This window comes from Thermodesulfovibrio aggregans (assembly GCF_001514535.1).
GTDB lineage: Bacteria > Nitrospirota > Thermodesulfovibrionia > Thermodesulfovibrionales > Thermodesulfovibrionaceae > Thermodesulfovibrio > Thermodesulfovibrio aggregans.
In genome coordinates this window covers 1,077,718-1,091,448 of the sequence record NZ_BCNO01000001.1, presented here as the reverse complement: position 1 = coordinate 1,091,448, position 13,731 = coordinate 1,077,718, and the positions used below count along the sequence as shown (strand labels likewise).

Sequence of the window (13,731 nt, the reverse complement as noted above, 5' to 3'; positions counted from 1 at the left end):
TTTACAAAATAGCCATCCTTCTTACAATGAAACGGTAAAATAAAACTACTAAAACCACTACCCCTGAAGAAAGAGCAATTTCCATCCATGTAGGATAATACTTATCAGATAGAGGTACATACCAGTTATATGCTATAAGGCTCACATTAAAACGATTTAGGATTACTCCGACAGCTATTATGAAAGAAATTACTCGCACTATTTTTGCGTCTTTTACTTTTATTGCATTAATTAAAATCACTGCAGGAATTAAAACAAAACCAACAACTTCTAAAATATACCAGTAACCGTAACCAGTAATTAAGTAATGCCATTTGTCATAATGGGCAAGGTCAAGAAGTTTAAGAATTAGATATACAAAAAGACAGCCAACAAGAGCCTTTGCAAGCCCGAGTGTTTTTCTGTTAAATTCTTCCTCATCAAAATTTTTTAGTTGTTCCTTAAAAATCTTATGAGATATGGTGCTTTCAATTATAACCATTGATATACCAGCAAAAATTGCTGAAATAAGGAAAAAAAGCGGAAGAAGTGCCGAATACCAGAGTGGATGCACTTTTGTTGGTGCAATAAGAAACAGTCCTCCAAGAGCTGACTGATGTCCACCTGCTATGATGACTCCGAATACAGTTGCCCAGATTCCAAGCTTTGAGAAGAAATCTCTGAGTTTATCTTTACCAAGCCATTCAAAAAATGCAGGGAACCATTCAATAAGGCAAATAATTATGTACAAAAAGAAATGCCAGGCAATGAGAAACAGTATGGAGTTTAATCCCCATGACCAGCCAATTACATATGGAACACGGTAGTATCTTCCAAGATCAAACATAAGAGCAAAAACAGCAAATACATAGCCAAGCAAACTTGAAAGAATTGCCGGTCTTGCAAATTTTTTGTAATCTTTCATTCCAAAAAGATAAACTGCAGTTCCAACTGTGAGTCCTGGAGCAGCAAGGGCAATTCCTGCAAGGATATCAAAACTTATCCACAATCCCCATGGATAGGTATCAGAAAGATTTGTTGCAGGTCCAAGTCCGTAAATAAGTCTGTAAGCCATTGAATAAAAAGAAAAAGCAAGAATTATAAAAGCTATGACAAACGGTAGTGTAGCATGTTTTGAAACATATTCGCTAAAACTCATTCCTAAAAGTATTTTTTCCTTAAACCAGCTATTATTTCTCATGGCTTTCATCTTTTTTCTTTTTATTTCTTGAAATCATGTAATAAGCTCCCCACACAAGGGGTGCAGCAGCAACAATCTCAAGCACTTTTACAGTAAAAAGAAAGTTTTTACTGTATTCTGGAATAGGTGTTTTATCAAGTTTTGGAAATCCAAGTTTTTCAAAGGGAACTCCAGATATATAAAGCCAGTTCGTTCCACCTGCTTCATGTTCACCATAAACATGCTTTATGTATCTTTCAGGATTATTATTTATTGTTTCATGGGCAAGTTTTAGCATCTCACTTCTTGGTCCAAATTTCATAACATCGGCTGAACATATCTCAACACAGGCAGGAACCTTTCCTTCTGTTATTCTATCAAAACACATTGTGCATTTTGTTATCTGTGGTGTAATTGGGTCATAGTATTCATAGGCTGGTATGTCAAAAGGACAGGCAATCATACAGTAACGACAGCCCACACACAAAGAGGGACTGTAAAGAACTGCTCCATGCGGAGTTTTCTTAAAGGCAGCAACAAAACAGGAAGCTTCACAGGCAGGTTCAGCACAGTGCATGCATTGTTTCTTTACATAAACTGGTTTTTGTCCATCATAAAATCTATTTACCACTGTAAACTGTCCAGCATGGGTTCTACGAATTCTATCAAAAACCGAAGGTTTTCTGTCTTTGGATTCCTCAAACTCTTTAAGTGGTCTATTTGGATTTTTATTCCATTCATTGCATGCCCATTCACATCTTCTACATCCAATGCATTTTGTAAGATCAACAAGTACAGCATAAGGCTCTTTTGGAGAGATTTCTTCTTTTTTTATGCTCTCATATTTTTCCCAGTTTTTCCTGTTTGCCAGATTTCCTGTTGAGTAAACAGAAGAATCCTTAGCTATAGCATTTTTTCCTATGAGTGTTAATCCTGTAATTTTAAGTGCTGTCTTAAGAAAATCTCTTCTATCCATATCTTTCCTCTAATACTTTTTCTTTTCTCCGAGCATACTGAAGATTACTATAAAAACAAATATTGAAAGCACAGCAATTAAATACTCATATCCGTGTCCTGAAAAAAGTTGCTCAATTATATACATTTTCCGCTACCTTTCTTTTGTGACAGTCTTCGCATTTTTTCGGTTTTTCAAGTTTAATGGTTTCGTGACATTTTATGCACATACTGTGATATGCTGCTTGAAGTCTTGGTCTTGCAATTGCTTTTTCATCAAAAGTTACACTATGACAGTTTACACAAAGAGGAGGTCTCTCTCTTTGAGATTCTGCGTCCTCCTTGCTTTTGTGATGACAGCCTCTGCAAATAGTATCTATATCCTTATGAAAGTATGTTGCTATCTTACTCTGGTTTGAGATATCAGTGAGCTTTTTAATCATCTTGTAATGAGGTATTTTTACAGGCTCAAACTCCTTTTCAATGTGCTTTATAGTCACTTCATTTTTTATTTTATCCGATGATAATGCAAAAGTTTTTACTACTTCTGGTTCTTTTTTGCCTGTATGACAGCGACTGCATGTTTGTCCTTTACCAACTTCCGCTTTTACTGGCGGTATAAAGTAATGACAACCATAGCATTCTTCTTTTCTGGTGAAGTTTTTGTGACATCCCTGACAGCTTGTCTCTGAATTTAATGAATGAAATGCTGTAAGAGCATTTACAAATCCACCCTCTTCCTTACCTTTGAGATTATGGCAATCTCGACAGGCCCTTAATGTCTCATGGTGGCAGACTCTGCAGTTTCTATTATTTTTCTCATGGAAGCTATGTTTGAAAGCAACCCCTTTCATTTTTCCCTCTTCAATGTTGAGGAATACCTTATCAGGCTGATCCCTTTCAGGTCTTGGTACATCTTTAAGTTCCTCTATGGTTTTATACTTTCCTGTGTGACACTTTTTACATTCCAATGGACCTGCATCCTTTGCCTGCAGTCTGTTCTTTAGATGACAGTTCAAGCAAAGTAAATGATTTGCATTTTTTATGTCAAGATTCTTTTCCTTTGCTACTTTTACTATCTTTGAAATTTCAGGACCTCTTTTTTTAGTAAAATCATGACAGTAATAACAACTCTGCTCAGTTCCCTTCTCATACACAAGAGCTAAGCTTTTATCTTTTTCTTCAATATCATAGATATGATGACAGAGACTACAGTCTTTTTCATGTTTTTTTACATGTTTTTCATGAAGTGAAAAATCAAACTCAAACAGAGGATACTTTACTTCAACTTTTTCACTCTCTTTTTTATGACAGTCACGGCAAGATAAAATTCCAGGTCCTGTTTTTTTATTCTGAGAACTCAGTGTTTGGTGACAATTTAAGCATCTCATGTGATATAGATTTTTAAGTTCCTCTGAGGATTTTATATTTCCACTACCCTGAAAATCAAAGGAATAATCGCCATATTTATCCCTTAAATGACATTCTCCACAGGTCATCTCTTTTGGTTTATTTAGATGTTTTGCCATTGTATCAATGTGTTTCTGATGTTCAAATAGAACTTTACCATATTCAAGCCTTTTGAAAATCTCTTTATGGGCTATCTCAACCATGTTTTCAGGCTCTTGCGTTGGTATCTGATTTTTTGAGTAAATTGTAACTGTAAAAAATGTAATAATCAAAAATACTATGAAAAATAATCTCTTCATGCTCTCAAGCTCTCAAGGAATTTCCATTTGCTCTGCAATCATATCTGTTAAAAACTTTACATGAACTCCAAGCTTGTAATAATCATTCAAGTCCTCAATTCCCTTGTGACAGGTATGACATGGTGCTATCACTATTTTCGCCCCTGTATCTCTTATCTGTTCTGCCTTAACTTTACCACCTTCAATTCTTGCCATCTTCCAGGGTGGTCCTGCATCTATCATCCCTCCACCAGCTGAGCAACAGTAGTTATGATCATCGTTTGGCGTCATCTCTATAAAGTTTTCGCAGAGACTGTTTACAATGTATCTTAACTTTTCTCCAAGTCCTCTGTATCTTATGATATTACAGGGATCCTGCAAAGTTACAGGCTCTTTGATCTTTTCCCTGATTTTTATTCTTCCACTTTTTAAAAGTTCATAGAAGAACTCCACACCATGAAGATAGGGTATTGGATTTTCCTTCCAACCAATGAGTCTTGTACCTTCATATATGCCTGTTCTGTAAGCATGTCCGCATTCTCCCATAACAATTCTCTTAACATTAAGCTTAAAGGCAATTTCATAATGGGTTCTCACCACTTTTTGAAGAGTCTCCTGATCCTGTGCATAGAATGCTTTGTTTGTATAATCCCAGCCATCTGTATCAGGCATTGTCCAGTCAACCTTTGCCACATTCATTATTTTTGCCATGTTGGTAAGCAGTCCTGTCATGTATTTTGCTTCAAGTCCATGGGCAAGATAAAGGATTTCAGCATTCTTTTTACCAAGAGGAATTCTTGCATTTTTAATTTCTGCTCTTAATTCATCTTCAAGCCATTGAACTGTATCAAGCCATTCATCCTGTCTGAACCATAGCATATTTGTTGTCTGCATATGACTTAATGCCTGATCCTGAATATACTGAGGCACTGCTCCAATTAGACAGCAGATTCTTCTTACAAGTGCTATTAAGTAGGCAATATCTATTCCAAAGGGGCAGAACTGAACACATCTACGGCAGAGATTGCATTCAGAAAATGCAATACGGGCATACTTCTTTATGTCATCTTTGCTAACATTTCCATTTTTATTGAGCATGTCCCATATTGTTTGCTTTACCTTTGCTGCTGGAGCATAGGTTGGATCACCTTCGTGTCCTAAATAGTGATGACAGGAAGTAGTACACATTCCGCATCTCATGCAGGTCTCTACAAATGTTTTAAGTCTTGCTGATGCTTCTTTTCTTAGAACCCAATCAATAGCTTTTTTTATGGTTGACTCATCAACTTTATTGAGTGTTTCATCAATTCCGATGTCTGTAACTGGTTTTCTTTCAAACTTTTCCATAGTTACCTCAATAATCTCTTGAATGTCTTACAGCACCAAACTCACTTCCTGTGTGAGCTCTTGTAAGCCAGAAGAAAAACATATGGCTGAGTCTTGTAAAAGGTATCGTAGCAAGCATAATCTCACCAGTAATCATGTGAATTGTAAGCATCGTTTTATACTCAATTAAAAGCTCGTAATGGGCAAGAAATCCTGTAATAAAAGGTAAAGCTACCAAAGCAATTGCTAAGTAATCACCTTTTCCGGTTAAAAACTTTATATCAGACTGAATAAGTCTCCTTATCAAAAGCAAAATCAAAGAAACTATTACAATCAAAGTCATTGCATCAGCAAGTCCCTGAGGCAAACTCCACCAGTTGAGTTTCCAAGATTCGTACCAAAGCTCAATATGACCAGCAAGAAATATGGGAGTTAAAATCACAGATATATGAAAAACAAAGGTAATCAGTGTAAACCATGGATGTCTTCTCATGCTTATACTTCCATAGGGTGTTAGCCAGTGTATGAATGAACGAAGAGTATATTTCAGGCTGAGATAGGGATATATTATCTTTTCCTTTTTAGCAAGTTGTATGGTCTTATAGATACGATAAAATGTTCCTCCAATGAACACAATAAAAGCAATCCAGACAAGAGGTCCTCTCACAAGAGTGTATATTGATGGATCTTTAAAAAACTGCTCCATTATCTCAAAATCTCTCCAATTGTTAAAATTTTTCTGTAATATCTGCCATTTTTAATGCATCTTATCAGAATTTTATCTCCATCTGGGCTGAAAACAGGTTCCCAAAGCATATCAAAGGTATCCTTTCCAATCTTTCCATCAAGCACTATAAAGAAAACACCATCTCTCTCTGCTATCGCAACAACATGAGAACCATCAGGGCTGAATTGTGGAGTCCATACTCTTTCAAATCCAACATTCCATGCAACTGCATCAACAGCAACTGTCCATAGATTGTTTTCCCTTACAACAGAGGCTACTCTTTTACCATCAGGGCTGAATTGTGGTGGTAGAACAGCCTGAGAAAATGTTCTTTTCCATGGCATTCCATCAACAGCAACTGTCCATTTGCCAAACTCTGTTGCGCAAACAGCGGCAATTTTTTTACCATCCGGGCTTACTCTCTGGTGCCATAGTTGAACAAAATGTCTATTCCACAGAGGCTTTCCATTCAAAGCAAGAGTCCATCCTTTTTCTGTTTTAACTGGCACACATATATCACCTTCATTTACAAAAACAGGCTCCCAAGCGTTATAGAAAGTTTCATTCCAGAGATTTCCATCAACAGCTACTGTAAACTCCTGTTGAGAAAGCCTTACAGTAGCTGCAACTCTCTTACCATAAGGACTGAAGTTTAACCCATAAACAGAGATGAAGTTTTTATCCCATGCAATACCATCAACTGCTACTGTCCAGACACCTTCTTTGAAACTAAATATATCAAGAACCTGAGGATTTTTTGTCCTTACATAGCAGGCAGTTCTTTTCCCATCGGGAGAAATAAATAAATCCCTTGCATCAAAAAATAGATTATCCCACACTTTTCCATTTACACAAAGTCCGTAAGAGTCTCCTTTTTTTATGTTAAATGCTACTGTAGAAGCATCTTCGCTAAACTGAAGGTTCCATGCATAGTCAAAGGATTCATCAAGTAAAACTTCATCTTTTGCCATTGTCCATTCAAAATTTTGTAAAACAAGGCATACTATGGAACTGTCAGGAAGAAAATTTAAAAAGCAAATTCTTTCAAAGGTATCACTCCATGTTTTTCCATTTATACATGGAGTAACCTTTTTATCTTCTATTTCAACAACAGCTGCGATTCTCTCTCCATCAGCACTCGGAATAAACTCATGGACAAGGCTGAATCTCTCCTTCCATTCATTAACATCACAAATAACCTTTTCCTTTGTCTGCCAATCCCAGTTGAACATGTTAATTGTTATCTATTAAAAAACAGATTAAAAAAAAAGTCAAGAGTTTAATTTTTAGACAGACTTGACAAAATTAGAATTAATTCTTATAATTAGATTTATCTAAATATATTTCAATTATTTAAAGGAGGAAGAATATGTGTGTGGCGTTAATTGGAGGAATGGATAGATTAGAAAAACATTATATTGAAGAAGCAAACAAACTTGGAGTAAAGTTGAAAGTTTTTACAAAACCGGAAAAAGATGTTCACAAGAAAATAGGAAATGTTGATGCGGTGGTGATTTTTACAAACAAGGTTTCGCACGAATTAAAAGAAAGCATAAGAAAAAATTTTTCTTTTAAAAAATGCCCCTGTTTAATGTGCCATAGCTGCGGAATAAGCTCTTTAAGAAAAAGCATTGAATACTTAAAAAAAATAAAAGAAAAAGAGGAGGATTTAAAATGAAAAATTTAAAAGTTTCCATTGTAGCTTTCTTAAGTTTACTTTTTTCATTTTCAGTATTTGCGGCTGATATTACAGACTGGCTTTCAGTTTCAGGAACTGCAACCACAGTTTATCAGTGGCTACACATGACCAAAGGATATGTGGATGATGAAACAAAGGACAAAACAAAGGACAGAGGCTCAGCTGTAATTGACTTCAATGTATCTCTTAAACCAACTGAAAACGATGAATTCTTCCTCAGAGCAAGCTTTGCAAAAGGAAGCGGATTTCACTCAGAAAGCTCTCTTTATCCTTTCAATCTCAATCCCAATGCTGATGACCTCTTTGTCGACCTAAAAAACATAAATGGACATCCAAGAGATCATCTACAGGAGCTTTGGTACTCCCATAAGTTTCCAATTCAGAAGGATGTATCGCTAAAGTTTACAGCAGGAATAATTGACTCAACAGCCTTTATAGATGACAATGCCTATGCAGCAGATGAACTTGGACAATTCATGAATGAAGCACTGGTGCATAATCCTCTTGCAAATCTTCCAAGCTATGATGCAGGGGTGGCAGCAGAGTTTGAAGCTGGTAATTTTCATCTGAGACTGGTAGGAATGCGTTCAAAAAATGATAATGAAATAATGGATGTGAAAAACTACAACTGGATTGGAGCACAGATTGGATACAAGCTTGAAACACCAATTGGTGAGGGTAATTACAGGCTCTATGGATACACAACGAATAAGAGATTTGAAAACTGGGATACCGATGCATACAAAGCATTGAAAGGAGTTGGAGTATCCTTTGACCAGCAGTTGATAAAAGACATACTTGGAGCATTTTTCCGTGCAGGCTGGCAGGATGACTCTGCAAAGGTAGATTATAACAGAATGTTTTCACTTGGATTGAATCTAAATGGAAGTGTGTGGGGTCGTAAGGATGATGAAATAGGCTTTGGTTATGCCTATCTAAAGAGCCCATCAAAGAATGAAAAATTACAGGATGAAAATGAAAAATTAAAACACAGTCAGGTATTTGAGTCTTATGTGAAGTTTAAGCTTTTTTCTTACAAATTTCTCAGTTCAGACATAACCCTTGATTATCAGTATATTCGTGATACTGCAAGAGAATCAGACAACACAAAGGCAGGCCATGTTTATGGTGTAAGATGGAATATTAACTTTTAAAATTGGGGGGAAATAATGAAACCAGATGGACTCTTCCTGGGCGATTTATATATAGGTGAATTGGCTGAGATTGTATATATGGACATCAATGTTCCAGCAGTTAAAAGATTAAGAGATATGGGATTAAAAGAAGGAATCCTTGTAGAGTTAATTTCCTATGATCCTGTGATAAATAAAAAAGTCTTATTAAAAGTTAATAATGCTTATCTTGGTTTTGAGTCAGAACTTGCAAATTTCATAAGAGTAAGACCGATAAAATCTTTCTATCATCTTTATAAAGAAAGTGCAATGTATGATTCCCTTACAGGTTGTCTTAACAGAAACACTGCTTATTTATTTTTAGCAGGAGAATATGAGAAAGCTGTGTCAAACAAATTACCCTTTTCACTGATTCTAATAGATATTGATAACTTCAAAAAAATCAATGATACCTATGGTCACGATTTTGGAGACAGGGTTTTAAGAAAGGTTGGGGAGATGTTAAAGAAAAACATAAGAAGGACAGACAATGTTTTCAGGTGGGGTGGTGAAGAATTTCTGATATTGATGAAAGGGGTTAATTTAAAACAATGCTATTTAATAGCAGAGAGACTCAGGGAACTGGCAAAATCTATTGAAATTTCACCATTTGGTACAGGAATCGTAACGATAAGTGCAGGAATTGACGGAACCCCACCTTATATATCTATGGATGAACTTTTAAATAGAGCTGACAAAGCCCTATATATGGCTAAAAAGAGAGGTAAAAACATGGTATGCACTTTCTACTGGAGGTATGCAAATGAGAATGTATAAGAAAATTCCATCAGATGAGTTTTATACAGGTACTTTAGATCAAATTAAAAATGAGTTTATAACAATTCATCAGTTTGCTGAATCTCTATCAAGAGTCATAGATGCAAAAGATGTTTATACTGCTAATCATTCTGAAGAAGTTGCGGAAATAAGTTATGCGATTGCTCTTTCTTATGGATTAAATGAAAAGGAAGCTGAAAAGATTCACATTGCAGGACATTTACATGACATAGGAAAGATTGCAATTCCTGATAAAATTCTAAATAAAAAAGGAAAGTTAACAAAGCATGAATGGAAGATTATCAAAACACATCCGTTGGTAGGATTTGCAATTTTAAAACCCGTTACTTTGCTAACTGACATAAAAGACATGGTTCTTTATCATCATGAGAGATACGATGGCAAGGGTTATCCTTCAGGAATTAAAGCAGAAGAAATTCCCCTTGGTTCAAGAATTATCACAGTAGCAGATGTTATCTCTGCAATGTTACACGATAGGCCTTATAGAAAAGCATTTGATTTTGAAGAAACATTTGAAGAGCTTAAAAATAACTCGGGAATCCAATTTGACCCTAAGGTAGTAAATGCGACCATAACTGTAATGGATAAAATTTGGGAAATTTTTACAAAAAGGAGAGATTTGAATGATACCAATAGCATTGATTCAAAGCGGAGAAAAAGTTGAAATTGTTGATTTCTTCATAAAAGGGAGAGGCTTTAAGGAGCGTATAAGAGATATGGGGCTGTTACCTACTAAAGTGGTGGAGGTATTGAGTAATAACGGAAATGGACCAATTCTTTTAAAGATTGATGACTCAAGAATTGCCATTGGCAGAGGTATGGCAATGAAAATTTTTGTAAGGAGGATATCATGAAACTGAGTGAGCTTAAAGTAGGACAGAAGGCAAAAGTTTTATCAATTAAAACAACTGGAGCTCTAAAAAAGAGACTTATGGATATGGGTGTTCTTGATGGAGAGATTGTTATTGTTGAGAAAATTGCTCCATTGGGAGATCCTGTTGATATTGTTGTAAAAAACTATCATCTCTCATTAAGAAAAAATGAGGCTGAAAAAATAGAAGTGGAGGTGATTTAAATGAAGACAGTTACAGTAGCTGTGGCAGGAAATCCAAACTCAGGTAAATCAACTCTAATAAATACCATTGCCGGTACAAATCTTTATGTTGGAAACTGGCCCGGTGTAACTGTTGAAAAAAAGACTGCCACATTAAAAATTGATGATTTAACCATTAATCTGGTTGACCTTCCAGGGACATACAGTCTAAGCCCTTACACTTTGGAAGAGGTGATTGCAAGGGATTTTCTTGTGAAAGAAAAACCTGATCTTATAATTGATGTTGTTGACTCCACAAATCTTGAGCGAAATCTCTATCTTACTGTTCAGCTTCTCGAACTCGGGATTCCTGTAATTGTTGCTCTCAATATTTATGATGAAGCGAAGAAAAAAGGCTATATAATAGACACAGACAAGATGGAGCAATTACTGGGCGTAAAGGTAGTTCCAACTGTTGCCATAAAAAAAGATGGAGTGAAGGAATTACTTGATGCTTTAAAGGAGGTTGCTGAGCATCCAGAAAAATTCACTCCCGTTAAACTTAATTATGGAGAAGATATAGAAAATTCAATGAAAATAATTGAGGAGGCAATAAGGTCCAATAAAGAATTAGTAGATAAATATCCTTTAAGATGGCTTTCAATGAAACTTCTTGAAGGAGACGAAAGAGTTTTAAAAGAGACCGGTATTAAGGAGGATGAGGATTTCCTGAAAAAAGCAAAAGAACATTTTCTGACAGTTGGTGAAGATATTGAATCTATAATGGCTGATGCGAGATATGGGATAGCTCATGGTATTACAAGAGAGGTTCTCATAAAAAAAGACAGTGAAAAAATAGACCTTACAGAGAAAATAGATAAAATAGTTTTAAACAGATACCTGGGTATACCACTGTTTCTCTTAGCTATGTGGTTAGTTTTTAAAATTGCCTTTGACTTCTCATCTCCCTTCTCTGACTGGATTGACTCTGTAATAGGAGGTCCTGTGACCAAGTGGGCAAAATTTTTGCTTAACTTAGCTGGTAGCCCTGAGTGGATTGTCTCTCTTGTTACAGAAGGAATTATTGCAGGAGTTGGAGCTATTGTTGTTTTTATCCCTCTTATTGGGACAGTGATGTTTATGCTGACCTTTTTTGAGGGAACTGGATACATGGCAAGGGTTGCCTTTGTAATGGACAGGTTGATGCATTCGATCGGGCTTCACGGAAAATCCTTCATACCGATGATTTTAGGTTTTGGTTGCAATGTTCCTTCTATTTATGCAACCCGTGTTCTTGAAACAGAAAGAGACAGAAAACTCACCGCTACGCTTTGTCCTCTAATGTCATGCGGAGCAAGACTATCTGTTTATGTTTTGTTCGCAGGTGCTTTTTTTGCTCATAATGCACCGATGGTTATCTGGTCTCTTTATGTTCTTGGAATTTTAATGGCTGTGTTAATTGGTTTTATCCTGAGTAAAACTTTATATAAAGGCTTTACTCCTGTTTTTATAATGGAGTTACCTCCATACAGGATGCCTCTCTTTAGAGACTTAATGATACATACATGGCAAAAATTAAAACACTTCGTTGTAAAAGCAGGAACCTACATATTGGCTGTGTCTGTCATTATGTGGTTTATGTTAAACATACCTTATGGAGTGGAAAAAGAAAACTCTGTTCTTGGTAAAGTTGGTAAGGCAATAAGTCCTGTATTTGAACCTCTTGGATATGGCACCTGGCAAGCCTCAGCATCACTTATTACCGGAGTTGTTGCAAAAGAGGTTGTTGTAAGCACAATGGCAGTAATTTATGCTCCTGAAAAAAAAGATGAGAATGCAGAGAAAAAAGAAGAAACAGGATTTTTTGAAGATTTACAGGATATTTTTGTTTCCTTTCTTTCAGCTACCGGTGATGCCTTTAAAAATTTAATATCAGGCATTGGCATAAAAACACTGTCCGTTGGTGAAGAAGAAGAACAGTCTTCCATTAAAACCAAGCTTCAGGATGTATTTACACCGCTTAGTGCTTACGCATTTCTTGTTTTTGTTCTACTCTACTGGCCCTGCGCGGTATTTGTCAGTGTTATAAAACAGGAGTTTGGTTCATGGAAATTTTTGGGACAAATATTGATAATTTACACATTACTACCATGGCTTATGAGCTTTATGGTTTATCAGGTTGGGAAAATTTTAGGATTTTAAGGAGAAAAAAATGAGTTTTATAGATATTTTAGTTGCTTCAGGAATCCTTACAGGAGCGGTATACATCTTATACCGCTCCATCTGGAAAAAAGGGCAATGTTCTGGCTGCGGTGGTTGTTGTAATATGCAACGAAATAAAAATTCAGAAATAAAAATCAAACAAACTGGTAGCTCAGGTAAATCTTAGTTATACCTTTCTGCTGTGCATATTTGAATACATAAGGATTTGCAACCTGATGGGTTACGAGTATCAGAAGTTTTTCTTCTGGATAAATTTTATCGAGCTTTACAACTTTTTTGAGAAAACTATCAATATCTGACTTCTTAAGCTGGGTTTTTGCTTCACCCAGTATTACTACTTTTTTACCATTCTTTATCCCTTTGCCAAAAATATTTATCTCTTCAAATCTGCCATCATAGATTTCTATGAAGTCTCTCAGTAGTCTTCCTGCAATTTTTACTCCAAAGTCTTCCATAAGAAGTTTCGGCAGATGTTTATATGCTTCATTTTCAAGAATATAGCCCACTGTGTGTGAAAGCCCTCCAAGATGCTCTCTCGTTTTTTTGTGATCTTCTGTAAGCTTTTTTAAGGCCTCTTCAGTACGCTTCTGCGCTTCTGCAAGCTCTTGTAGAGCTTTATCTAAGCGAGAGACTTCTTTCTGGGTCTGCCTCTGTGCCTCTGCAAGCTCTCCTACTACCTGTTCAGTTCGTTTCTGTGCTTCTGCAAGCTCTTTAACACTTTTTGTGAGTAGCTCAACTTCCTTTTTAAGTTCAAGGAAGTCCTCTCGCTTTACAACCTCACCGATTGTCTTTTCGATAATCTTGAGAATTTTAAGAAAGGCAGACCTTATATGAGGGTCAAGTTTTTCAAGTTCTTCTATTAATTCTACACCAAAAATCACAATAAAAATATAACATTTTAAGTGATAAAAAATGAATACTGAGATGTGGAAAAAAATAATGCAATAAAAAT

At 35.9% G+C, this 13,731-nt stretch carries 14 protein-coding genes; 7 read left to right on the top strand and 7 right to left on the bottom strand.

Going from position 1 to position 13,731, the window contains the following annotated elements:
• Position 1 precedes the first annotated feature (1 nt).
• The 6 genes from nrfD to tmcD all read right to left on the bottom strand — a co-directional run bounded on the left by nrfD (position 2) and on the right by tmcD (position 7,086).
• On the bottom strand, positions 2 to 1,189 hold the full coding sequence (nrfD, locus tag TAGGR_RS05520; RefSeq protein ID WP_059176329.1) for an NrfD/PsrC family molybdoenzyme membrane anchor subunit: 1,188 nt from the start codon (positions 1,187 to 1,189) through the stop codon (positions 2 to 4).
• Entirely contained in the window at positions 1,170 to 2,135 is a 966-nt protein-coding gene (locus TAGGR_RS05515) for a 4Fe-4S dicluster domain-containing protein (RefSeq protein ID WP_059176328.1), read from the bottom strand. The genes nrfD and TAGGR_RS05515 overlap by 20 nt, the downstream gene beginning before the upstream one ends.
• Before the next feature lie 112 nt (positions 2,136 to 2,247).
• The gene (hmcA, locus tag TAGGR_RS05510; protein WP_059176327.1) at positions 2,248 to 3,822 is read right to left on the bottom strand and encodes a sulfate respiration complex hexadecaheme cytochrome HmcA; all 1,575 of its coding nucleotides are present in this window, start codon (positions 3,820 to 3,822) and stop codon (positions 2,248 to 2,250) included.
• A 12-nt stretch (positions 3,823 to 3,834) separates the two neighbouring features.
• Positions 3,835 to 5,148, bottom strand: coding sequence for a (Fe-S)-binding protein (locus TAGGR_RS05505; protein ID WP_059176326.1), 1,314 nt, complete (start codon positions 5,146 to 5,148; stop codon positions 3,835 to 3,837).
• Positions 5,149 to 5,155: 7 nt separating this feature from the next.
• Positions 5,156 to 5,833, bottom strand: a complete 678-nt coding sequence (gene tmcC / locus TAGGR_RS05500) for a TmcC family electron transfer complex membrane anchor subunit (RefSeq protein WP_059176325.1) — start codon at positions 5,831 to 5,833, stop codon at positions 5,156 to 5,158.
• Positions 5,833 to 7,086, bottom strand: a complete 1,254-nt coding sequence (gene tmcD / locus TAGGR_RS05495) for an electron transfer complex subunit TmcD (protein ID WP_059176324.1) — start codon at positions 7,084 to 7,086, stop codon at positions 5,833 to 5,835. Before tmcD ends, tmcC begins: the two co-directional genes overlap by 1 nt.
• Before the next feature lie 137 nt (positions 7,087 to 7,223).
• Here tmcD and TAGGR_RS05490 point away from each other — a divergent pair, with 137 nt between their 5' ends.
• Genes TAGGR_RS05490 through feoB form a run of 7 tightly spaced genes read left to right on the top strand, consistent with a single transcriptional unit; the run spans position 7,224 to position 12,758 of the window.
• Entirely contained in the window at positions 7,224 to 7,532 is a 309-nt protein-coding gene (locus TAGGR_RS05490) for a DUF2325 domain-containing protein (protein WP_059176323.1), read from the top strand.
• Positions 7,529 to 8,707 carry a carbohydrate porin gene (locus TAGGR_RS05485; RefSeq protein ID WP_059176322.1) on the top strand — a complete coding sequence of 393 codons (1,179 nt, stop codon included), beginning with the start codon at positions 7,529 to 7,531 and terminating at the stop codon, positions 8,705 to 8,707. The genes TAGGR_RS05490 and TAGGR_RS05485 overlap by 4 nt, the downstream gene beginning before the upstream one ends.
• A 15-nt stretch (positions 8,708 to 8,722) precedes the next feature.
• A complete protein-coding gene (locus TAGGR_RS05480; RefSeq protein WP_059176321.1) occupies positions 8,723 to 9,502 on the top strand; it encodes a GGDEF domain-containing protein in 780 nt (259 codons plus the stop codon).
• On the top strand, positions 9,489 to 10,187 hold the full coding sequence (locus TAGGR_RS05475) for an HD-GYP domain-containing protein (RefSeq protein WP_201783822.1): 699 nt from the start codon (positions 9,489 to 9,491) through the stop codon (positions 10,185 to 10,187). Before TAGGR_RS05480 ends, TAGGR_RS05475 begins: the two co-directional genes overlap by 14 nt.
• Positions 10,147 to 10,377, top strand: a complete 231-nt coding sequence (locus TAGGR_RS05470; RefSeq protein ID WP_059176320.1) for a FeoA family protein — start codon at positions 10,147 to 10,149, stop codon at positions 10,375 to 10,377. The genes TAGGR_RS05475 and TAGGR_RS05470 overlap by 41 nt, the downstream gene beginning before the upstream one ends.
• Positions 10,374 to 10,598: a FeoA family protein gene (locus TAGGR_RS05465; protein WP_059176319.1), complete on the top strand. Its 225-nt coding sequence runs from the start codon at positions 10,374 to 10,376 to the stop codon at positions 10,596 to 10,598. The genes TAGGR_RS05470 and TAGGR_RS05465 overlap by 4 nt, the downstream gene beginning before the upstream one ends.
• Positions 10,599 to 12,758 carry a ferrous iron transport protein B gene (gene feoB, locus TAGGR_RS05460; protein WP_059176318.1) on the top strand — a complete coding sequence of 720 codons (2,160 nt, stop codon included), beginning with the start codon at positions 10,599 to 10,601 and terminating at the stop codon, positions 12,756 to 12,758.
• A 155-nt stretch (positions 12,759 to 12,913) separates the two neighbouring features.
• On the opposite strand, the gene TAGGR_RS05455 is transcribed toward feoB, so the two are convergent.
• Positions 12,914 to 13,660, bottom strand: a complete 747-nt coding sequence (locus TAGGR_RS05455) for a DUF8196 domain-containing protein (protein WP_201783821.1) — start codon at positions 13,658 to 13,660, stop codon at positions 12,914 to 12,916.
• Positions 13,661 to 13,731: the final 71 nt, after the last annotated feature.

Coding starts and splice junctions, on each gene's coding strand:
- feoB (WP_059176318.1), top strand. CDS start 10,599: ATGAAGACAGTTACAGTAGCTGTGGCAGGAAATCCAAACTCAGGTAAA.
- hmcA (WP_059176327.1), bottom strand. CDS start 3,822: ATGAAGAGATTATTTTTCATAGTATTTTTGATTATTACATTTTTTACA.
- TAGGR_RS05485 (WP_059176322.1), top strand. CDS start 7,529: ATGAAAAATTTAAAAGTTTCCATTGTAGCTTTCTTAAGTTTACTTTTT.
- TAGGR_RS05505 (WP_059176326.1), bottom strand. CDS start 5,148: ATGGAAAAGTTTGAAAGAAAACCAGTTACAGACATCGGAATTGATGAA.
- TAGGR_RS05515 (WP_059176328.1), bottom strand. CDS start 2,135: ATGGATAGAAGAGATTTTCTTAAGACAGCACTTAAAATTACAGGATTA.
- TAGGR_RS05470 (WP_059176320.1), top strand. CDS start 10,147: ATGATACCAATAGCATTGATTCAAAGCGGAGAAAAAGTTGAAATTGTT.
- TAGGR_RS05465 (WP_059176319.1), top strand. CDS start 10,374: ATGAAACTGAGTGAGCTTAAAGTAGGACAGAAGGCAAAAGTTTTATCA.
- tmcC (WP_059176325.1), bottom strand. CDS start 5,833: ATGGAGCAGTTTTTTAAAGATCCATCAATATACACTCTTGTGAGAGGA.
- tmcD (WP_059176324.1), bottom strand. CDS start 7,086: ATGTTCAACTGGGATTGGCAGACAAAGGAAAAGGTTATTTGTGATGTT.
- nrfD (WP_059176329.1), bottom strand. CDS start 1,189: ATGAAAGCCATGAGAAATAATAGCTGGTTTAAGGAAAAAATACTTTTA.
- TAGGR_RS05475 (WP_201783822.1), top strand. CDS start 9,489: ATGAGAATGTATAAGAAAATTCCATCAGATGAGTTTTATACAGGTACT.
- TAGGR_RS05490 (WP_059176323.1), top strand. CDS start 7,224: ATGTGTGTGGCGTTAATTGGAGGAATGGATAGATTAGAAAAACATTAT.
- TAGGR_RS05480 (WP_059176321.1), top strand. CDS start 8,723: ATGAAACCAGATGGACTCTTCCTGGGCGATTTATATATAGGTGAATTG.